The organism is Streptomyces sp. NPDC002671 (assembly GCF_053592475.1).
Genome location: NZ_JBSFVU010000048.1, coordinates 13,125 through 32,949, shown reverse-complemented (window position 1 = coordinate 32,949; position 19,825 = coordinate 13,125). Strand labels below are relative to the sequence as shown.

The 19,825-nt window shown below is 68.7% G+C and carries 14 protein-coding genes, 1 pseudogene and 2 CRISPR repeat arrays; of the genes and pseudogenes, 9 read left to right on the top strand and 6 right to left on the bottom strand.

Annotated elements, in window-relative coordinates; translation table 11 throughout:
- The 6 genes and pseudogenes from ACWD35_RS39555 to ACWD35_RS39530 all read right to left on the bottom strand — a co-directional run.
- A partial coding sequence (locus ACWD35_RS39555; RefSeq protein ID WP_451356198.1) for an ISAzo13-like element transposase-related protein occupies positions 1-387 on the bottom strand: 387 nt, incomplete at its 3' end.
- Between the two features lie 57 nt (positions 388-444).
- A pseudogene (locus ACWD35_RS39550) lies at positions 445-621 on the bottom strand (IS1380 family transposase); the annotation flags it as partial.
- 190 nt (positions 622-811) lie between these two features.
- Positions 812-2,374 (bottom strand): GMC oxidoreductase, encoded by a 1,563-nt coding sequence (locus ACWD35_RS39545; RefSeq protein ID WP_451356197.1) that lies wholly within the window; start codon positions 2,372-2,374, stop codon positions 812-814.
- Positions 2,375-2,565: 191 nt separating this feature from the next.
- The gene (gene gndA / locus ACWD35_RS39540; RefSeq protein ID WP_384926085.1) at positions 2,566-4,017 is read right to left on the bottom strand and encodes an NADP-dependent phosphogluconate dehydrogenase; all 1,452 of its coding nucleotides are present in this window, start codon (positions 4,015-4,017) and stop codon (positions 2,566-2,568) included.
- Positions 4,014-5,045 (bottom strand): glycosyltransferase family 25 protein, encoded by a 1,032-nt coding sequence (locus tag ACWD35_RS39535; RefSeq protein WP_451356196.1) that lies wholly within the window; start codon positions 5,043-5,045, stop codon positions 4,014-4,016. The genes gndA and ACWD35_RS39535 overlap by 4 nt, the downstream gene beginning before the upstream one ends.
- A gap of 460 nt (positions 5,046-5,505) precedes the next feature.
- Complete coding sequence (locus ACWD35_RS39530; protein ID WP_450489872.1) at positions 5,506-5,961, bottom strand: hypothetical protein; 456 nt, start codon at positions 5,959-5,961, stop codon at positions 5,506-5,508.
- Between the two features lie 707 nt (positions 5,962-6,668).
- Between ACWD35_RS39530 and ACWD35_RS39525 the strand changes: the two genes are divergently transcribed.
- The 9 genes from ACWD35_RS39525 (at position 6,669) to cas2e (ending at position 16,850) form a co-directional block, all read left to right on the top strand.
- On the top strand, positions 6,669-7,031 hold the full coding sequence (locus tag ACWD35_RS39525; RefSeq protein WP_451356195.1) for a hypothetical protein: 363 nt from the start codon (positions 6,669-6,671) through the stop codon (positions 7,029-7,031).
- 107 nt (positions 7,032-7,138) lie between these two features.
- Positions 7,139-7,533: direct repeats of the CRISPR family, unit length 29 nt; unit sequence CGGAACACCCCCGCGTCGGCGGGGAGGAC.
- 231 nt (positions 7,534-7,764) lie between these two features.
- The gene (gene cas3, locus ACWD35_RS39520; protein ID WP_451356194.1) at positions 7,765-10,590 is read left to right on the top strand and encodes a CRISPR-associated helicase Cas3'; all 2,826 of its coding nucleotides are present in this window, start codon (positions 7,765-7,767) and stop codon (positions 10,588-10,590) included.
- 153 nt (positions 10,591-10,743) lie between these two features.
- Positions 10,744-12,327, top strand: a complete 1,584-nt coding sequence (gene casA / locus ACWD35_RS39515; protein WP_451356193.1) for a type I-E CRISPR-associated protein Cse1/CasA — start codon at positions 10,744-10,746, stop codon at positions 12,325-12,327.
- A 51-nt stretch (positions 12,328-12,378) separates the two neighbouring features.
- On the top strand, positions 12,379-13,014 hold the full coding sequence (casB, locus tag ACWD35_RS39510) for a type I-E CRISPR-associated protein Cse2/CasB (protein WP_451356192.1): 636 nt from the start codon (positions 12,379-12,381) through the stop codon (positions 13,012-13,014).
- Positions 13,015-14,142 carry a type I-E CRISPR-associated protein Cas7/Cse4/CasC gene (gene cas7e / locus ACWD35_RS39505; protein WP_451356191.1) on the top strand — a complete coding sequence of 376 codons (1,128 nt, stop codon included), beginning with the start codon at positions 13,015-13,017 and terminating at the stop codon, positions 14,140-14,142.
- Complete coding sequence (gene cas5e / locus ACWD35_RS39500; RefSeq protein WP_451356190.1) at positions 14,139-14,906, top strand: type I-E CRISPR-associated protein Cas5/CasD; 768 nt, start codon at positions 14,139-14,141, stop codon at positions 14,904-14,906. The genes cas7e and cas5e overlap by 4 nt, the downstream gene beginning before the upstream one ends.
- Positions 14,903-15,553 (top strand): type I-E CRISPR-associated protein Cas6/Cse3/CasE, encoded by a 651-nt coding sequence (gene cas6e / locus ACWD35_RS39495; RefSeq protein WP_451356189.1) that lies wholly within the window; start codon positions 14,903-14,905, stop codon positions 15,551-15,553. The genes cas5e and cas6e overlap by 4 nt, the downstream gene beginning before the upstream one ends.
- 56 nt (positions 15,554-15,609) lie before the next feature.
- Positions 15,610-16,533 carry a type I-E CRISPR-associated endonuclease Cas1e gene (cas1e, locus tag ACWD35_RS39490; protein ID WP_451356200.1) on the top strand — a complete coding sequence of 308 codons (924 nt, stop codon included), beginning with the start codon at positions 15,610-15,612 and terminating at the stop codon, positions 16,531-16,533.
- Positions 16,533-16,850 (top strand): type I-E CRISPR-associated endoribonuclease Cas2e, encoded by a 318-nt coding sequence (cas2e, locus tag ACWD35_RS39485; RefSeq protein ID WP_451356188.1) that lies wholly within the window; start codon positions 16,533-16,535, stop codon positions 16,848-16,850. Before cas1e ends, cas2e begins: the two co-directional genes overlap by 1 nt.
- 17 nt (positions 16,851-16,867) lie before the next feature.
- A CRISPR array of direct repeats spans positions 16,868-18,970; the repeat unit is 29 nt; unit sequence GTCCTCCCCGCCGACGCGGGGGTGTTCCG.
- Positions 18,971-19,825 lie beyond the last annotated feature (855 nt).

Sequence of the window (19,825 nt, the reverse complement as noted above, 5' to 3'; positions counted from 1 at the left end):
CCCGGCCCGGGCCAGCTCCCGCGCGAGGGTGCGGGTCGACTTCACCGTCCACCGCAGCGGCGACATCGGATCACCCCGCTCGTCCGGCTCGACCAATGCCAGCAGCGCGGGCCGCAGCCCCGGATCGAGATCCGCGACTCGCTTGCGGCCTCCTCCCGGCCGCCGCACCCTTCCCAGCGGCTCCTCTCCGGCCTCCAGCTCGCACACGCCCTTGCGGACCGTCGTCTCACTCACCGCAGCCGCCCGCGCGACGGCCCGGATACCGCCATGCCCCAGCACCCGGGCCTCGGCACCCATGAGCAGCCGCCGTTGCCGCTCGTCCAGATGCGGGAACAACACCGCAAACTTCACAGCGAGTTGGCCGCGGGTCTCATCCTGGATGCGCATACCACGTCAACGAGCCCCGGAGCGGGAAGCAACACTTTGATTCTCTGCAAGTCCTTAGCCTGGATCGTGCACCGCCCGGGGTTTGCGCCACGGGACAAGCGCCGCCGATATCGTCGCCTCCAGGCCGGACTTGCGGACCGTCTCGACCAGCAGCACCGCACCGGCCTGCGAGACGATTCCGCGGCCATCGCCTTCAACGCGGACACGTGGATAGGACCCGATACGCTTCTTCACCTGGAAAGTGCCTCCAGCGGTGGCGGGAACAAGGACCTCAGCAATCCTCATTCTCGCTGTTCAGAGGCACTTTCTGCTTTCTTGATCACCAGCCGGGACAGCTCGCCTTGAAAGCCCGAGGTTAACGTGACAACGTCGCACCGCCTGTTCGGTAGTTGGGTCGGGTCCAAGTGGGGGATGCGTCCTTATCTCAGCGCAGGTGGCGGCGGACGAGGGCGCGGGCGGCGAGCACCGCCAGGGCAACGGAGGTGAGCGTCGGGTTGCAGGCGGTGGTGGTGGGGATTACGCCGTTGCCCCCGACGTAGAGGTTGGTGGTGCCCCACACCCGTGAAGAGCTATCGCAGACTGTGGTGCTGTCGTCGGTGGCGCCCATCCGGACAGTCCCCTGGTAGTGCAGGGAACTGCCCGCGGGCAGCAGGGCAGGCAGATCGGTGCCAATTGGAGTGCCGAGCAGCGCCGCCACATGGGAGGCCTCTTTCCTGGCAGCGGCAATGGTGGCCTGGTCAACGTCGCTCAGGCCGTAGTGCAACTGCATGGCCGGCATACCCAGGGCGTCACGCCGGCTGCCGCTGAAAGTGATGCGGTCCTTGGCGCGCAGTTGTTTGGCACACGACCAGGACAGGCCAGCGAATTCCCCCGGCGACTCCTGGCCGGTGCCTGTAGCAGTTGCCGGGATCTGGCCGATATACATGATCTGGCCGCTGAAAGGGCGGGTGTCGCTGTAGGGCACCCACACCAAGGGCATCGGTGCGTTGTCCTGCGCACTCATCAGGGCGGTCGTTGAGCCAAGTTCGGCCGCGAGGCCGGGGTGCAGGCGTACGGCGGTGATGACCATCGGGTGGTCGTTGAGATGGCGGCCGAGAGCCTGCGGCCTCACACCGGAGGCGTACAGCAGCTGTGGGGTGCGCAGGCTGTCGGCCGCGACGACGACCGCCCGGGCCGTCACCATGCGCCGCCGTCCGGTAGGCAGATGTTCCAGTTCGGCGCCCCGGGCGGTGGCTCCGTCCATGAGTACCCGGCGGCACAGGGTCTGGGCGCGCAGCTCGAACGAGGTGGCGGTAGTTGGCTGCACCAGGTCGCCGAGGATCATGTCAGGGCCGCACCAGCGCACCGCCCCGTCCCGTCCGACACTGACGGCGAGCGGCGTGGGCTGTACACGGCGCTCCGGGGGCCGCCCCGCATTCAGGTGGTTGCCCACCAGGCGCGTGACCTGGGTGACGAAATGAGAGTGGCCGAAGGCATGCCGGGTGACGTGCAGGAGCTGCTCGGCGCGGGTGAGCGCCAGCTCCCACATTGGTGGATCGATGAAGACGATGCGCTCGCCGTCGCCCGGGCGGGGGCAGCCGCAGGCCCAGTGGGCACCCATTCCGCCGACGTTGGTGGACATCGCGGCCCCCGGCATTCCCTCCACGAGCGAGGACTGCGCGGGCTCGGCGACCCTGTGGGTGCCTGCCAGCAGCGGGTCCGGTACGCCACCCGCACCTCCGAGGCCCAGCCGCCGGGCCAGGCTGAGCTCCGGGTAGGGGGATGGGTGGGGGCCCTGGGAGGCTGCCTGGGCCTTCGCACGCTGGGCCTGGTCCGGGATGTTGTTGACATGGCTTCCCGGCGGATGAGAGATCTGCGGACCGGCATCAACCATGAGGATGCGGGTCCATGGCAATTCGTCGGCGATCACCCGGGCGAAGGCCGACCCGACCGGGCCACTGCCGACGATGAGGACATCAATGTCGATGATGTCGGGAGAAGCAGGCACTTGGAGCGCTCCTGAGCATCGGGGGTGGAGGTAGTGAGCCTTACGGAGAGATAGGCCGCATCCCGCCCGTCGGGTACGAGACCAACCACTACTTCACGACCTAAAATCTGCAGGTCACAGCCACTATCTGAGCTCTCTGCCGAGCCCGGGGCGGTTCAGGCCGAGGGCCCTGAACAGGCCGGCGAGTGCCCTCACTGCCGGTTGGCAGGGTGCTCGCTCCGGTCCTGTGTCCATCGTGTCTGAAACGTGCCTTCTTGGTCGGTGCGCTGGTACCCGTGGGCGCCGAAGAAGTCGCGTTGGGCTTGGATCAGGGCGGCGCGGAGCCGGTTTGTGCGGAGTGCGTCGTAGTAGGACAGTGCTGTCGCGAGGGCGGGCACGGGCAGACCGCGACGGGCCGCTGTGGCCACAACCGTGCGCCAGTCGTGCTGAGCCTCGTCCAGGTCCCGGCTGAGCTCCGCGTCGTGGAGCAACCCGGGAAGTTCTGGGTTCGTGATGTATGCCGCGCTGATCCGGTCGAGGAGCGGGGCTCGGAGGATCGAGCCGGCCCTCCACACGGCTGCCACCGCGGCGGGGTCGACGCTCCAGCCGTGAGCGGTGGCGGCGGCGCGGATGAGCTGCCAGCCCTGCGCGTATACGGTGATCTTGGATGCGTAGAGCGCTTGCTCGATGCGGGGGATGAAGGTGGCGGCCGCGGGTGCGGCAAGCGGTGGCTCTGGCTCACGGTTGCGCGGTGTGTGCAGGTCGTGTTGACAGGAGAGCGTGCGGGCGAAGACGGCTTCGGCGATTACCGGTACCGGCACACCGAGTTCGAGCGCGGCCTGCACCGCCCACCGGCCCGTGCCCTTCTGCTCTGCGCGGTCGGCGACGACGTCAATGAAGGCTCGGCCTGTCACCGTATCGGTGTGGGCGAGAATCTCGGCGGTGATCTCCATGAGGTGGGCAGCCAGTCGGCCCCGGTTCCACTCCGAGAATGTCGCGGCGATCCGGGCCGGCGCCTGGCTCGTGACGCCGAGGAGCAGACCGTAGACTTCAGCGATCAGTTGCATGTCGGCGTACTCGAGGCCATTGTGCACGGTCTTCACGAAGTGTCCGGCGCCGGAGCCGCGTAGGCGTGCAACGGCTGGCATGCCATCGGCAGTCCGCGCCGCAAGGTCCTGCAGCAGGGAGCCGAGCGTGTCGTGCGCCTCGTGTGAGCCGTCGGCCGTGATGCTCAGGCCATGCAGCGCATCCTCAGTGCCCCCGCACAGACCGGCACCGATGAAGTGCACTCCGTGAGTGCGCAGCATGGCTTCGCGGCGGCGCGTGTCCTCGAAGTGGGCATTGCCACCGTCGACGACCACGTCTCCGGGGGCGAGCAGCTTGGCCACTTCGCCGATGGCCGAGTCGGTGGGGCTGCCGGCTTCGACGATGATGAGGACGCGTCGTGGCGGCTTCAGTGCGGTGACGAGTTTTCGAGGGGTGTCGGCGATGAGGAAGCGGCCTTCGCTGCTGTACTCGTGCGCAAAGGAACGGGCTGTACCAGCCGTCCTGTTGTGGACGACCACGCTGTAGTGGCGGCGCGCGAGCTGGCGGGCCATGTTGCGTCCCATGGCGCCCAGCCCCATGATGCCGACTTGTTCGGTCGGACGGGGCAATGGGCTCATTCGGTGGGCCCAACCGGGAACTGATCACGCAGATCCGGATCTTCCAGGGCAAGGTGCAGCTCCTGCGCGGCAACGGGTGGCACGATCCGGTAGATATCGACTGTGAGTTCGCGTGCGTAGTACTGGTCTATCGCGATCTCTTCCGCGATCCACTCCGTCATGCCGGCCTCGTCGCCGGGAAGCTCGGACAGCAGGTGTTCGTAGATTTGTCGGTGATAGGCGATGGCGTGGGTGCTAAGGAGGCCGCGGGCCTCGGCAAGGTGGGTGCAGCCCTCGGCAAACACGTTCGGCCGCCGCACCTTTTCGTATCCGCCGAGGTACACAGCCTTCCATGTCCGTCCGGCGAGTTCCCGTAGACCGCGGCGCAGGACCCACTCGGCGCCCCGTAGGAACACTGCGTCGTCCTCGAAGACCAGCACGCTCTCCATGCCATCGTCGTAGGCTTTCTGAATGGCCTTCCGGTGAGAGAGTGCGCAACCGATGTGATAGTTGCCGGCCACCGCGACTGCGGGGATACGCTGTACCTTCCTGCCGATACCCAGAGCTGAGAAGCGTTCCCTCATACGCTCCCAACGGGCCGGATCACTGTCCAGGTTGATGCACATGACGCCGTCGAATGCTGACAGCAGGGAGACCGGAGTCGAGTTGCGGGGAGTGGGCGGCACCTGCCATGCGGCTTCACTGCCGGTAGCTGCGGTGGTCGTGGCTGCCAGCCGGATCCTGACATGTTCTTCACACAAGTCGGGGTCGGCGAAAGTCGCGACCAAATCGAATTCTCCGTGGAGCTCGGGCAAGCTTACGCTCAGCACATTCTCCCCCGGAACAGATACTCCCTTCGCCACGTAGGCGACGTCTTCTCCGTTCCGGCGCAGAAACACATAGAGGTCTCTGCCGGATACCACTGCCGCGAGCTGCCTCCACACGAGAAGAATCTTGCCTCCGGGTGCCACAAGGCTCTCCGGGACAGGGGCCGAGATCTCGATGACACGCTTTTGCCTGGCCATCACGTAAAAACGCCCCCGGGGCATGCCACGTTAACTTCTCGACGACGCAACGAGGCACGAACAGGACCACTCCCCATACAGCCACGGCGCCCGGCACAATGCACCCTCGCCATCCAGGCTCGCACTGCAATCACCACGCCACTCAGCACCTTTCCGTCCGCCGGGGCCGTCATTGCCGCCACCAGTACTGTCAACGCCAATCCCGATGCCGCGCTACCGCTGGCTTCCGGAACCAGAAGGGAGAGCCAGCTCAGCAGCGCGGCACGCGGTTCGCGAGGCACCGGACCGACGCCCTGCGCAGCGCTGCGAGCGGCCAACCCGACTGCGTTCCGTTGCAGCCGCGCAAATCGGTAGTTCAATTTCCCGAACCCCAATGGGACTTCCGATGCCGGGCAGCGGCCAGGGGCCCTGTCCGCCATTTCACCCATACCCTGATCTATCCAGCTCTTTTACCCGTCAAGGCGCAGGGCAAAAGAGCTTCGGATTAAGGCATGGTTACGATAAATACGACCGCGCCGGAGGCAGTGGAGATACTTCCTCCGGTCAGACATGCGGTGAGATTTGAGGCGAGGGCCACCGCCAGGGTGTTGACAGTCCCCCCGGTGAAGTGGCCGCTGGTGACGTGCCACGTTGAGTGGCAGATCGGATGGCCTTCGACGCGTTCACCCGTCAACGAGACGAGGGAGATCGAGCTGGTGGTGCCATCTGACCAGGTCAGGGTCCCCGTGGACTGAGGATTGGTGATGGGCCCCGTACAGCTCTCGACGCTGGAGCCCGACAGGCTGGCGGACAACAGCAGAACAAGGGGCGGGACAGCCGCGAGGATCGCTGGCGTGAATACAACATAGCTGGAGATGTTGTATTCCTGGGTGCTCTCGGTGATGGGAGGGTTGTACACGTCGGCGTACGTTCCCAGACCGGCTAAGACATGCGTGGTCACGCTGACGCTCCTTTCCTTTCATGGGTCGACCGTTTCCTGCTGACAGGATGAAGGCTAATCCTCAATCAATACCGGAAAACCCATCAAATCAATGGATGAAATGGCGGGGTGGCATTGCATGGCGGGACAAGTCAACACGGAATCGGCATTGATGTGCGACACCTGTAACTGCATCACAGGCAACGGAAGCCTGCCGCCGCACCACCTGTCACAGGCTGCTCTGCGGGAGGTTAATTTGAGTTTCGGGCCGATCTGGGCGGCTTGTCAATAGTCACCTATCGGGAATTTAAATTTGCCATTGGGTCGCACATTTATCCGACATTCTGATAAACACACTCCCAGCGTCGATCATTCGCGTGCGATCTCGGCCGCGTCGGCCATACCTTGATGGCCCGCCCCCGGTGCCGGGACGGGCCATCAAGGTGCAGGTGTCGATGCCAAGGCTTCGGTGTAGTCGTATGACGTTCGGTTCGTGACGATCTGTCAGGGGAGTTGGCTTCAAGAAGCAAGGCAGGCACAACTTCGAAGATCGCCGAAGCCGTGCCGAGACTGACCGCCGCCACCGTGCACACCGACCCCCACGCCACCGCTGTCGGCAGCCCGGACCCGCATGCGGTGCTCAGCCACCATGCCAGCCGCTGACCTGCATCGCACAGCCCCGGCGATCACCCTGACTGCCGGACGCTTGGACCTGGGAGATTCTCGCTGTGACCACCTTGAATGACACCACCCGCACGGCCCTGCTCCGCCGGGGCTTCGCCTTGGAGTACGCGACGCTTCTCTGGAACGTGATCGGCATCGTGGTGCTCGCCGCGGCGGCCGTCACCGCCCGCTCGGTCGCGCTGGCCGGGTTCGGTCTGGACTCCCTGATCGAGATCGGCGCGTCCACGGTGGTGATCTGGGAGCTGTCCGGCACCGGCGAGGCCCGCCAGCGCCGCGCGCTGCGGCTGATCGGTGCCGGCTTCGCCGCACTGGCCCTCTACCTGCTGGTGCAGTCCACTTGGCCGCAGCCTTCCACCCGCACACCTCGCCGCTGGGCATCGGCTGGACCGCGATCACCGCCGCCGTGATGTTCACCCTCGCCTTCGGCAAGGCCCGCACCGGCGCCGCACTCGGCAACCCGGTGCTTGCCACCGAGGGCCCGGTGACCCTGATCGACGGCCTGCTCGCCGCCGCCGGGAACACCCCCGCGTCGGCGGGGAGGACCTCTTGCCGAACGGCTCGCACAGCACCGGTTCCGGAACACCCCCGCGTCGGCGGGGAGGACTCCCGCAGAACACCGCGCCGCTCCGCCTCCAACGGAACACCCCCGCGTCGGCGGGGAGGACAACGGCCGACTGTGGATCGTGAACGGCAACGGCGGAACACCCCCGCGTCGGCGGGGAGGACCCCGACAGTCGCCGTGGAAAGCGTCTGTGGGGCGGAACACCCCCGCGTCGGCGGGGAGGACCGCTTCTGCTGCTGCTCGGCGCGCCGCTCGGCCGGAACACCCCCGCGTCGGCGGGGAGGACGTCAGGACGTGCACTTCGGGGACGCAGACCGCCGGAACACCCCCGCGTCGGCGGGGAGGACGCTTCCTCACCTGCGCCTCAAAGGTTGCTTTGCAATCTCTTTGCCTTCGGTAGTCCTGTCATGCGGATGAGGGTATGGCCTTGCTCGAGGCACCGGGTTGTTTCTGGTGACAGGGTGGACGCCCGCCTCGTACCGGATGTGTCCGGTCGTGCTGCTGGGAGGCGTTGTCGGTGGCGGGTGCTTGGATCCTCGCTGCGGGCGGGTGTTTGGTTGGGCTGGGGGAGGAGTGTCATGGACTTGCCGGTGCTGGATGAGTCGGTGTGGGGGAAGTCGCGGGGCCTGGACCGGGAGGGTGCGCCGTATCCGTTGGTGCGGCATCTGCTGGATGCGGCGGCGATGGCCGTGCACCTGTGGGATGTGTATCTGTCGGAGAATCAGCGGCGCGCCATTGCCGGCGGCTTGGAATCTTCGCTGGAGCAGGCCCGCGGGGTGGTCGCGTTGTGTGCCGGGCTGCACGATATCGGGAAGATCTCGGGTTTCCAGTTCTGCTCCCGGCATGGCAAGGACCGTCTGAGCGAGGCGTTCCTCGCGGACGTGGGGAAGATCGGCGTTGAGCGGGTCGGTCACGATGTTGCGGGTATGCAGGCTGCGTCCGCTGTTCTTGAGGCGCTTGGGTTCAAGGATGCCGGGGAGGGGGCTGCGGTGCGGCGTATCGCGGAGATCATCGGCGGGCATCACGGGCGTTTCCACCGCAATGACTACCGTCGTAACGCGCAGTGGGCGGTGCAGGAGCGGCTGGGCGGTCGGACGTGGGCGCTGCAGCGGGAGCTGCACGCGCAGGCGGTGCATCGCCTGCTGGGGGAGCCGAAGGTTGCGGACGCGTTTGATGCTGGTGTGGCTGTGCTGGTTGCGGGGGTGGTGATTCTGGCGGACTGGCTCGTCAGCCAGGCCGATTACGTCAGGGGCCGGCAGCAGGCGTTGGAGGGCTCGCTGGAGGATCACTTCCACCGCTCGCAGGCCGATGCGCCCGCTGTGTTGCGGGAGGCGGGTCTGGAGCCGGTGGAGCTGGCGTATCAGGGTTTTTCGCAGTCCTACGGGATCGACGGGGATCCGAACCCGCTGCAGCGGTCGGTGATCCAGGAGCTCCCGGCTGCCGCGGTAGGTGGCAGTAGGGGCGGGATCCTGCTGGTGACGGCTGCTCCGGGCGATGGCAAGAGCGAGACGGCGCTGGAAGCGGTTCGGGTGCTGTCGCAGGTCTTCCATACCCGCGGTTACGCCTTTGTGCTGCCGACCATGGCCACCAGCGACCAGATGTATGGCCGGGTGACCGGCTCCCTGCGGCGGCAGGCAGCCGAGGGGGCCGGGTTGACGCTCCTGCACAGCATGGCCTGGCTCAACGCCGCCTACGCGGATGAGGACCTCGAGGGCGGGGGCGGGGTTCTGGTCTGTGACGGGGACGAGCAGCCGGGCGCGGCGCGGTCGGAGGCCGATCTGCGGCCGCGGCGGTGGCTGCGGGGGATGAAGCGTGCGCTGCTGGCGCAGTTCGCGGTCGGCACGGTGGATCAGGCGTTGATGTCGGTGCTGCCGGTGCGGCACAACGCCCTGCGGCTGCTTGGGCTGTCGGGCAAGGCGTTCATCGTCGATGAGGCGCACGCCTACGACCCCTACATGCAGGTGTTGCTGGGGCGGCTGCTGAACTGGCTGGGGACGTTCTGGGTGCCGGTGGTGCTGCTGTCGGCGACGCTTCCTGTGTCGGTGAGCAACCGGCTGATCAAGGAGTACCTGCGGGGCGCGGGCATGAAGTCCTCCGAGCTGAAGAAGCGGGAGTTCCCGGCGCCGTATCCGGGCTGGCTGTACGTGGACGCCGGCAGCGGCGCGTGCACGCCGATATCCCGAGTGCGCCAGCAGGAGCAGGCTGCTGTGCGGAGCATGGATCTGGGGGTTCAGGTCGAGCCTGTGGTGCACGGTGCGAAGGCGGGGAAACAGGGCCGGCCGGCCGTGATCGAGCGGCTGTTGGAGCCGGTGGCTGTGGGTGAGGGCGGCTGCGCTCTGGTGGTGTGCAATACGGTCGGTGAGGCCCAGCAGACCTATCTTCGTCTCAAGGAGCGCTACCCGTCGCTGGCCGGCGAGGAGCTGCTGCTGGTGCACGCCCGCTTTCCCGGGGACGTGCGCGAGGAGCGGACGGCACAGGTGACGCGCGGGCTGGGCCGCGGCGGGCCGCGCCCCACCCGGCGGATCGTTGTGGCGACGCAGGTGGTGGAGCAGTCCCTGGACCTGGATGCGGACCTCGTCATCAGCGATCTGGCTCCGCTGGCGCTGCTGCTGCAGCGGGCGGGCCGGTGCTGGCGGCACGAGAGCTGGTGGTCGAAGCACGGTTACCCGGGTGGCCGTGGCCGGCCCGGCTGGGCCGATGTCCCGCGTCTGGTGGTGCTGGACCCGCTGGCCGGCGGCGGGAAGGTGCCTGTGCAGTGGGGTGAGGTCTATGCCGAGCACCTGCTGATTGGGACATCCGAGGTGATGGCCGAGCTGGACGGGGAGAAGATCGCGGTTCCCGGCGACGTGCAGGAGCTGGTGGAGCGGGTGCACGGGGATCGGGCCGACCGTTTCGACTGGGACGATCCGGCGAAGTCGGCCGCCTGGAGTGCCTACCGGGGCGGGGAGATGGCGGCGCGCGGCATGGCGGACGTCGTGGTCGTGCCGCGGGCGCGGAGCCTGTGGGAGCTGCACGAGATGCACCATCTGGAGGGTGCCGAGGACGAGTGGGAGGCCGCCACCCGGCTGGGCGCCGACTCGGTGCGCCTGCTGTGTGTCTATCAGCAGCGCCACGGGCGGATCACGCTGGACGTGGCCGGCCAGGAGGAGCTTGCTGCGGTCGACGACGCGCCGACAGCATCCGATGTACGGCGCGTGATGCGGCGCACGATCCCGGTCCGCGCCGACTGGTTCGCTGGTGCCGAAGGTGCCGCCCACCAGCCGCCGGCCTCCTGGGCGGAGCACCCCATGCTGGGCGACCTCCGCATCCTGTGCCAGCCGGTGGTGGACGGGATGGTGCAGGCAGTGCGGGTAGGGGCGAAGAGTGTGCGCTTGGATGCCGCGCTGGGGCTTGTACGGGAGTGACAGCCGCCGAAACCACAGGTGAAGACGCGGTTTTCCGGCTTAAGGCCCCGTTGTCAGTGCTGCCTGCTTGAATGTCACAGCCTGACCGGACACGTTCCGGTTGAGCAGGAACTGTCATGCCTGCATGGCGATTTCATGGCGAGGGGGCGGTGAATGGGCGGGAGCTTTGACCTGCGGGATGAGCCGTGGGTGCCGGTCCGGCTGGTTTCGGGGGAGACAGTCCGGGTCGGTTTCCGGGGGCTGTTCAGGCGGGCGCATGAGATCGAGGATCTCGAGTTACCGGTCGCGCCGGCGGCTTCGGGACTGATGCGGATCCTTGCGGCGATGACGACGCGGATCGCGCACCACGCGGGTGTGCGGCTGGACGACGAGGACACCGCCGAGGAAATCGCCCAGTGGTATGCCCTGCGGCGGGCGGTACTGGGCGCAGGTCGCTTCGATCCGGACGCGGTCGACGCCTACTTCGACGAGCAGGTCCCTGCAGGCCGGTTCGACCTGTTCGACGAGGAACGGCCGTTTCTGCAAGATCCGCGGCTCGCCAAAGAGTGTGTCGACGGCCAGGGACGGCACAACCCCTCCGGTGTGAACAAGCTCGTGATGGGCCGCCCGACGGGCGTGAACGGCGCCGTGCTGTTCGGGCACTTCACGGACGGCGATCCGGTGCCGGTGCCGGCGGCGCAGGCGGTCTGGCACCTGATCGCGCAGTTGTACTTCGGCCCGTCGGGGCAGTGCACGCCGCGGCGGATCACGAGGACGCGGGCGGGCAGCGGAGATGCGGGTCCGCTGCGGAAGTCGATCTCGTACCTTCCGTGGGCGCCGGATCTGTTCACCACGCTGGTGCTGGCAGTACCCCGCCCCGGCGACCATGAGCCTGATGAAGCGGACGCCTGCCCCTGGGAGGAGCAGGAACTGCCCGATCCACTGGGCCCGTGTCCTGCACTGTCGTGGCCGCGCCGGGTGCTGACGGGCCGGTTCCGCCACGCCGCCTTGCTAGTGCCGTCCGCTAACCGCACCGAAGTGACCGACGCATACATCACGTGGTCCACGCACGAGGCCGCGCATGAGGCGCGGGATCCGTTTGTCATCCTGGACCGGCGCCGGGACGGCGGCCTGCACGCGAGGGAGGCGGACGCCTCGCGGGCGCTGTGGCGGGATGTGGATGCGCTGCTGCTGATGGACAGCGCCCAGGACACCTCGCGTCCGCGTGCTCTTGACGGTCTTCCGGACGGCCTGCGGGGCCGGCTGCGGGTGCGGGCCTACGGCTTCGACCAGGACGGGCAGCAAAAGGACAGCGGCTGGTTCCAGGCGACCACTCCTGCGGTCCTGCAGTGGCAGCAGGAGGCGGATCCGGAGATGGCGGCGCATGTGGAGTGCTGCCACCGGGCCGCGGAGGACGCCGGTGAACGGCTGGAGTTCGCGGCGAAGGTCGCCTGGAAGCTCGCCACGGACGTGAACACCGACGCCTTTGCCAGGGTGAAGCTCGACAAGCGCAAGCCAGGACCGTGGGCTGCCGCGGCGGCAGCACGCTACTGGCCGGCGGCCGAGCGGGAATTCTGGCAGCTGATCACACCCGGCCAGACCAGCGTGCGGCCGCAGCCGCCGTTCGTGAACGCTGCCCTGGCCGCCCTCGACGCTGCGATCGGCACGGCGAACCGGGCGGACATCCGCGTGGCGCGCGCCCGCAGCCGGGCCCGGGCGATCCTCCGCGGCCTGCTGCAGACCACCACCGCTGCCTGACCAGCCGCCCGTTCTTTTCCCATCCACCGCCCCCTATCCAGGGATACGCCTATGTCTGATCCGGTATCGGCGGCCGGCGCGCCGCCGAAGAACGGCTCCGAGCGGGCCTCGGACACCTTCGTCACCTACGTCCTCGATCTGTGCAAGGTCAAAAAGACGCAGGCGGACCTGCGCACCGGACTCGGCCTGCCGGTCGAACGCTGCAACTACCTGCACCGATATCTCGTCCCGCGGCTGCCCGAGCGGATGCATCCCGACGCCCGCCGCGCCCACTACGCGGTGGCCGCGCTGATCGCCGCGCGCCCCCGCGCCGCCCGCGAAGCCGACACCCACGCCGCCGACAACAAGCAGCCGAAACCGCAGTGGTACCAACGTGCCAACCTCGGCGCCTCGCTAGCCGAGGCGGTCAACACGCAGATCATCAAACCGGACTCCGCCGAAGGCGACCTGCACCTGATGGCCCGGCAGAGCAGTGGGGCCATCCATCCCCGGCTGCCGGCGCTGACCCGGCACCTGCTCACCGCAGGTGTGGCCGTGGACTGGGCGGTGCTGCTGGAGGACCTCGCCTGGTGGAACCGCGACCGCGACCGGATCGCCACCCGCTGGCTGGAGGCCTACTTCCGCACCACCGCCCCCGACCCGGAACAGCCCGCCGCCAGCCCGTCCCGTCTGACCGAGGAGAACTAAGTGTCCCTGTATCTCGACCTCTCGTGCCTGCAGTCGGTGCCGGCCGCCAACCTCAACCGCGATGCCCTCGGCTCACCCAAGCAGGTCCACTACGGCGGCGCCCCCCGCATCCGCGTCTCCAGCCAGTCCTGGAAGCGCGTCATCCGCCAGGGCGTCGAGCGGGACCTCGGTGAGCGGGCGGCCCGCACCCGCCTGGTCCCGGTGAAGGTCCGCCAGACCCTCCAGCGGGCCGGCTGGGACGAAGAGCTGGCCGCTTTTGCCGGGGCGCAGGTCGCCGCGAGCGCCGGCAAGAAAGGCATCGGGACGGAAAAAGCCGGCCACACCTCGGTGCTGCTGTTCCTGCCCGAGGCGGCGATCGATGAGCTCGCCGCCGTGTGCGAGGAACATCGCAGCGAGCTGGAGAAGGCCCAGGGCAAGAAGAACCCGGGCCAGCTGCTGCCGCCAGCCCGCATCGAGGAGATCCTCAAGCGGCGTACCGCCTCGATCAGCCTGCTGGGCCGCATGCTGGCCGAGCTGCCCGACGCGAACGTCGACGGCGCAGCCCAGGTCGCACACGCCTTCACCACCCACGCCAGCGAGCCCCAGCGCGACTACTTCACCGCCGTCGACGACTGGCTCGGCGAAGCCGAGACCGGCAGCGGCCACCTGGACACCGCCGAGTTCAGCTCCGGCGTCTTCTACCGGTACGCCACCGTCAACGTCACCGACCTGGTCAAAAACCTCCAAGGTGACCAGAAGGCGGCCCACACCGTGCTGGCCTCCTTCGCCGAGCACTTCCTTATGTCGCTGCCGCAAGCGAAGAAGAACAGCACCGCCCCCCACACCCTGCCTGACCTGGCCTACCTGGCCGTGCGCGAGCACCGCCCCCTGTCCCTCGCCGCCGCGTTCGAGGCACCGGTCACCGCCGATACGACCGGCGGATACGCCCGGCCCTCCCGGCAAGCCCTAGCCTCCTACACGGCGAACATCAACCGGCTCACCGGCGAGCGCCACCGCCCCTTCCACGGCCACGCCACCATTGCCCCCGACGAGCAGCTCACCGGACTCGGCAACCCGCACGACTCCTTCGACAACCTGATCCAGGCCGCCGTGGAAGCAGCCCTGCCCGAGACGGGAGCGCAGCAGTGAGCGGTCTGCTGCTACGCCTGGCCGGCCCGCTGCAGTCCTGGGGTGAGCGCTCTGCGTTCACCCCCGTGCGGGACAGCGCGCCCTTTCCCACCCGCTCCGCGCTGACCGGGATTCTCGCCGCAGCCGAAGGCCTCGGCCGCAGCGACAAAGGCATCGACGCCTACGACCGCCTTAAGTTCACCGTGCGCGTGGACCGGCCCGGCGTACGGCTGGTCGACTACCACACCGTCGGCGGCGGCTTCCCCAAAGCGCAGACCGCGGCCACCAGCGGCGGCAGCAATAAGGGCGCCGCCGTCATCACCCGCCGCCACTACCTGGCCGACGCCGTGTTCACCATCGCTGTCACCGGCCCCGACACCGACACCGAGCGCATCGCCCACGCCTTGCAACACCCGCAGTGGGCGCCCTACCTCGGGCGCCGCTCCTGCCCCCCTGACGAGCCGTTCCTGCTGCGCGCCCACGTCGCCGACCCTGTGGGCGAGCTGCGCCACCGCGTGCCGCTCAGCCGCGAACCCGCACGTTCCGAGCCCGAAACCGTCCCGGTCACGTTCCTGTATGAACAGGCGCCCGCCGACGTGCCGGACAACGGGGTCGACATCCTGTCCGCCAACGACTACCCGGTCAGCTTCGCCCAGCATCAGCGAAGCCACCGCACCCGGCGCATCTACCGGATCGAGCACCGCCTTGCGCACACCCTGGCCTGCCCCCGCCGGCAGCTGATGGACCGGCTGATCGCCTACTGCCTGGAGGACAAAGCCGCATGAGCCACACCGCGGTGATCGCCCGCATCCGTCTCAACCCCTACAGCCGCGCTGTCCAGCGCGACCTGCGCGACGCCACCCAGATGCACCGCACCGTCATGCGGCTCGCCCCCGACAACCTCGGCGACTCCCCCCGCCGCACGGCCGGCCTGCTCTACCGCGTCGACGAAACCACCACCGCCAGCACCCTGCTCATCCAAGGCAACACCATCGACCCCGGCCGACTGCCCGCCGACTACGGCCACGCCGACCTCAAAGACCTGGCTCCCATGTTCGCCGCCCTGCGCAAAGGCCTGGCCGTCAACTACCGGATCGTCCTCAACCCCGTCAAACGACAACGCCTGCCGCTCGAGGACAAGGGCCACAGGGGCCGCATCATCCCGCTGTCCGGGCCGGATGCCGACCAGTGGTGGATACAGCGCGCTGCCGACGCCGGTCTCCAGCTCCACGTCCTCACCCCCACCAACCTCGCCGCCGCAAGGCCACGAGGCACCGACGCCCCACCCATGCGGCACAGCCTGATCCGCTACGACGGAACCGCCACCATCACCGACCCCGACACCCTCACCCAAGCCATCCACACGGGCATCGGCCGCGGCAAGGCCTACGGCGCCGGCCTCCTCAGCCTCGCCCCGGCCAGAACCACGTGAGCGCACCGCGAAGGGGCGGCGACGCCCGCAAACGCCTCGCCGCCCCCACCCTCGCCATGCTGCCCCGCGTCGCGGACTCCCTGTCCTTCCTCTACATGGACATGGTCCGCATCGTTCAAGACGACACCGGCGTGTGCGCCCAGATCCCCACCGAGGACCGCCGCACCGACACCGTCTACATCCCCACCGCCGCCCTTTCCTGCCTCCTGCTCGGCCCCGGCGTCTCCATCACCACCCCAGCCCTGGCCACCCTCGCCCGCCACGGCACGAGCGTCGTATGCACCGGCGCCGGCGTCGTCCGCACCTACGCCGCAATCCTGCCCGACTCCCTCACCACCCACTGGCTCGAACAGCAAGTCGCCGCCTGGACCGACCCCGAACGCCGCCTCCAAGTCGCCATCCACATGTACGGCATGCGCTTCAACGACGAAGTACCCAACGGCACGACACTCGCGCAACTGCGCGGCATGGAAGGCCAGCGGATGAAAGCCCTCTACCGACTCCTGGCCCAACAACACGGCATCGGCCGCTTCCGCCGCAACTACCACCCCGACCAGTGGCACGCCCAGGACCCCGTCAACCTCGCCCTGTCAGCCGCCAACACCTGCCTCTACGGCATCGTCCACGCCGCCCTGCTCGCCCTGGGCTGCTCCCCCGCGCTCGGCTTCGTCCACGCAGGCACCCAGCACGCCTTCGTCTACGACATCGCCGACCTCTACAAAGCCGACACCACCCTCCCCGTCGCCTTCGCCCTCCACCAATCCCCCAAGCCCGAACAAGAGGCACGCCGCCGCTTTCGAGAAGAACTCCGCCTCCTGCGCCTCCTGCCCCGCATCGTCAACGACATCCAGACACTGCTCACCCCCGGCGCGGATCCAGAAGACCGCTCCGAACGGCGTGACGTCGACATGGTCCACCTCTGGGACCCCCAAGCCGGCGTCCTGCCCGCAGGCGTCAACTACGCCGAAGGCGGCAACTGATGCCGTCCATGGTCGTCATCGCCACCACCGCCGTCCCCGACCACCTGCGCGGCGCCCTCAGCCGCTGGACCAGCGAGGTCGTACCTGGCATCTTCGTCGGCAGTGTCTCCGCTCGCGTCCGCGACGAACTCTGGAGCGCCGTGAGTGAAACCGTCACTGACGGCGCCGCTCTCCTCATCCACCCCGCCCCCACCGAACAGGGCTACGCCCTCCGCACCGCCGGCACCCGCCGTCGTATCCCCGTCGACTTCGAAGGGCTTACCCTCATCCGCATGACAGGACCACCAAAGGCAAAGAGATTGCAAAGCGATCTCTGAGGTGCAGGTCAGGAAGTGTCCTCCCCGCCGACGCGGGGGTGTTCCGGCTGCAAAGACGGTGGCCGGGATGACCCCTGAGTCCTCCCCGCCGACGCGGGGGTGTTCCGGCCACATGCTCGCCCAGGGCGCGGGCGGCAAGGTCCTCCCCGCCGACGCGGGGGTGTTCCGGTCCAGGCGGTCAGTCCCAGGGCGACGCCTCCGTCCTCCCCGCCGACGCGGGGGTGTTCCCCGCGCCCGCGACCTGCCGGTCGGCTTCGGCGAGTCCTCCCCGCCGACGCGGGGGTGTTCCGGCACTCGAAAGTGCCTTCCGGCGCCGCCTGTTGTCCTCCCCGCCGACGCGGGGGTGTTCCGTGCAGTCGCGTTTCCGTAGGAATCCCTCCTGGGTCCTCCCCGCCGACGCGGGGGTGTTCCGCCCTGACTGTGACCCGCTGCCCCTAAAGGGCGGTCCTCCCCGCCGACGCGGGGGTGTTCCGCAAGCCCCTGGATGGTCGCGGCAGAGCCCCGGGTCCTCCCCGCCGACGCGGGGGTGTTCCGTCGACGCCGACGAGCGCGAAGCCGAACGCATGGTCCTCCCCGCCGACGCGGGGGTGTTCCGCACCTCCGCGTCCTCGCCCGCCGCGCCGACATGTCCTCCCCGCCGACGCGGGGGTGTTCCGGCCTGTCCATCTGCGAAGCCGTCACCCTCGCCGTCCTCCCCGCCGACGCGGGGGTGTTCCGCCATGCAGGTGTTCAAGGTCCCGGGCCGGGACGTCCTCCCCGCCGACGCGGGGGTGTTCCGTCGACCAGCCAGCAGCGCCGCCTCCACTCCTGGTCCTCCCCGCCGACGCGGGGGTGTTCCGGTCCTCCGCGCCCTGGCGGACGAACTGGGGGTGTCCTCCCCGCCGACGCGGGGGTGTTCCGACCGACTTCATGACGATCCCCGAGTTCCGGGAGTCCTCCCCGCCGACGCGGGGGTGTTCCGGCGGAGCTGACGCAGGACGCCGGCTACCGGGTGTCCTCCCCGCCGACGCGGGGGTGTTCCGTCCCAAAACCCCGGCGGACAGCACAGTGCGCCGTCCTCCCCGCCGACGCGGGGGTGTTCCGCCTTCGCCGAGTGGTGACGAGTGGGAAGCCTGGTCCTCCCCGCCGACGCGGGGGTGTTCCGTCCACGGCGGCGCGGTCAGTCACGACGGTGCCGTCCTCCCCGCCGACGCGGGGGTGTTCCGCGGCGCCGGTCCCGGGAGCGTGCCGAGCGCACGTCCTCCCCGCCGACGCGGGGGTGTTCCGACTCAGGACCTCCCTCAGCGGATTGAGCAGACGTCCTCCCCGCCGACGCGGGGGTGTTCCGGACGCGTCTAAGCGAGCCACTGACCTCGTCCAGTCCTCCCCGCCGACGCGGGGTTGTTCCGGCGAGGAGCGCCGCGGGTTCTCTGCCGAAGATGTCCTCCCCGCCGACGCGGGGGTGTTCCGGAGCCCTGGATGGCTACACGACAGATGACCTGGTTCTCCCCGCCGACGCGGGGGTGTTCCGCTGACGAGGCAGCTCGAAGAGGCGCGGGAGGCGTCCTCCCCGCCGACGCGGGGGTGTTCCGATCCGGGCGCGGCTGGCGTCCGAGAAGAAGTGGTCCTCCCCGCGGACGCGGGGGTGTTCCGCGGCGGAGGCCCTGAACATCGCGCGGCAGAACGTCCTCCCCGCCGACGCGGGGGTGTTCCGGCACCTGGACAATCCTTCTCGACTACCAGGCCGTCCTCCGCGCCGACGCGGGTGTGTTCCGCCCACCGAGTACGTCAGGTGGGCTGACGCCCGGTCCTCCCCGCCGACGCGGGGATGTTCCGAGGTGAGCGAGGCGCATCTCCCGGTTGGTGGCGTCCTCCCCGCCGACGCGGGGGTGTTCCGGACGTTACGGTCTGGCTGGCCGACGCCGCCAAGTCCTCCCCGCCGACGCGGGGGTGTTCCGACGCTTTTCGGGGACTCGCTCCCCATCCGGTTGTCCTCCCTGCCGACGCGGGGGTGTTCCGGTTTCGGGTACGTCCTCGTACGGGTCGCTGTCGTCTTCCCCGCCGACGCGGGGGTGTTCCAGCACCACCGGGACGAGGGAGTCGACGTACCCCGTCCTCCCCGCCGACGTGGGGGTGTTCCGTTGGCCGCTGCTCAGGCGCCGTGGTCGTCGATGCTGAGCGCACCGCGCCGGGCGCCAGCCGGGTACGCGCCTGCCGCGGGTGCTGGGGCGCCGAGTCAGTCGATCGTGATCCGGCTCCAGCTCGGCAAGCACGAGTTCAAGGAGATCTGGGTCGAGACGGGCCGGGATGCAGTCCGGGAAGGCGGCTCGATTGAGGCGACCCTTCGGCCGCCGCGCCGGTAATTGCTGCGCAACGATCAAGGCCGCTTCGTCGACGAAATCTCCTGGGATTCCGCCACCGCGGACGCCGTCACTGACGTTGCGGGAAGCGGTGGCTGACATCGGCCCGTGACACCGGCGCCCCAAGGTGGGCCGCCCCGATCCGGGGTGGTCCACCTCTACGTGTGGGGGCCTGCGAAGCGCGTACATGGTCCTCCTGAGCTGACCGTCCCACGCAAGCGCTTTCAAGCCGGTCGCCCCGTTACGGGGAACTCGTGTTCGGTTGGGGCAGAGACCGGACCTTTTTTCACGGTGGGGTGGCAGGCGGCTGCGGTGCGTGATGTTCCCTTCCATGGGAGAGAAGGGTCATGGCTGGAAAGTGCCTGGCTGTGAGAGAGGGCCGCGACCGGCAACGCGCCCAGCGGTCTGCACAGTTGAGACGACCATAGGGTCACGTGAAGGCTCCGTGGCCGGTGTGGCGAGTGGCGTGTTCTGGTCATCCGGATGCGGCGACTGTTGCTCTATGTAATCGGCCTGGCCTCGACCTTCTGTTTCCGGGGTTGCGGTTGCGCCCGAATTGCCTGGTCAAGGGGGGTGCACTTGTTGTCGCGTGTGGTGTACGCCACGTTGACGCTGGGTGTTCGACTCGCGTTGACT

Coding starts and splice junctions, on each gene's coding strand:
- gndA (WP_384926085.1), bottom strand. CDS start 4,017: ATGAGCCCATTGCCCCGTCCGACCGAACAAGTCGGCATCATGGGGCTG.
- ACWD35_RS39535 (WP_451356196.1), bottom strand. CDS start 5,045: ATGCCCCGGGGGCGTTTTTACGTGATGGCCAGGCAAAAGCGTGTCATC.
- cas3 (WP_451356194.1), top strand. CDS start 7,765: ATGGACTTGCCGGTGCTGGATGAGTCGGTGTGGGGGAAGTCGCGGGGC.
- casA (WP_451356193.1), top strand. CDS start 10,744: ATGGGCGGGAGCTTTGACCTGCGGGATGAGCCGTGGGTGCCGGTCCGG.
- casB (WP_451356192.1), top strand. CDS start 12,379: ATGTCTGATCCGGTATCGGCGGCCGGCGCGCCGCCGAAGAACGGCTCC.
- cas6e (WP_451356189.1), top strand. CDS start 14,903: ATGAGCCACACCGCGGTGATCGCCCGCATCCGTCTCAACCCCTACAGC.
- cas1e (WP_451356200.1), top strand. CDS start 15,610: ATGCTGCCCCGCGTCGCGGACTCCCTGTCCTTCCTCTACATGGACATG.
- cas2e (WP_451356188.1), top strand. CDS start 16,533: ATGCCGTCCATGGTCGTCATCGCCACCACCGCCGTCCCCGACCACCTG.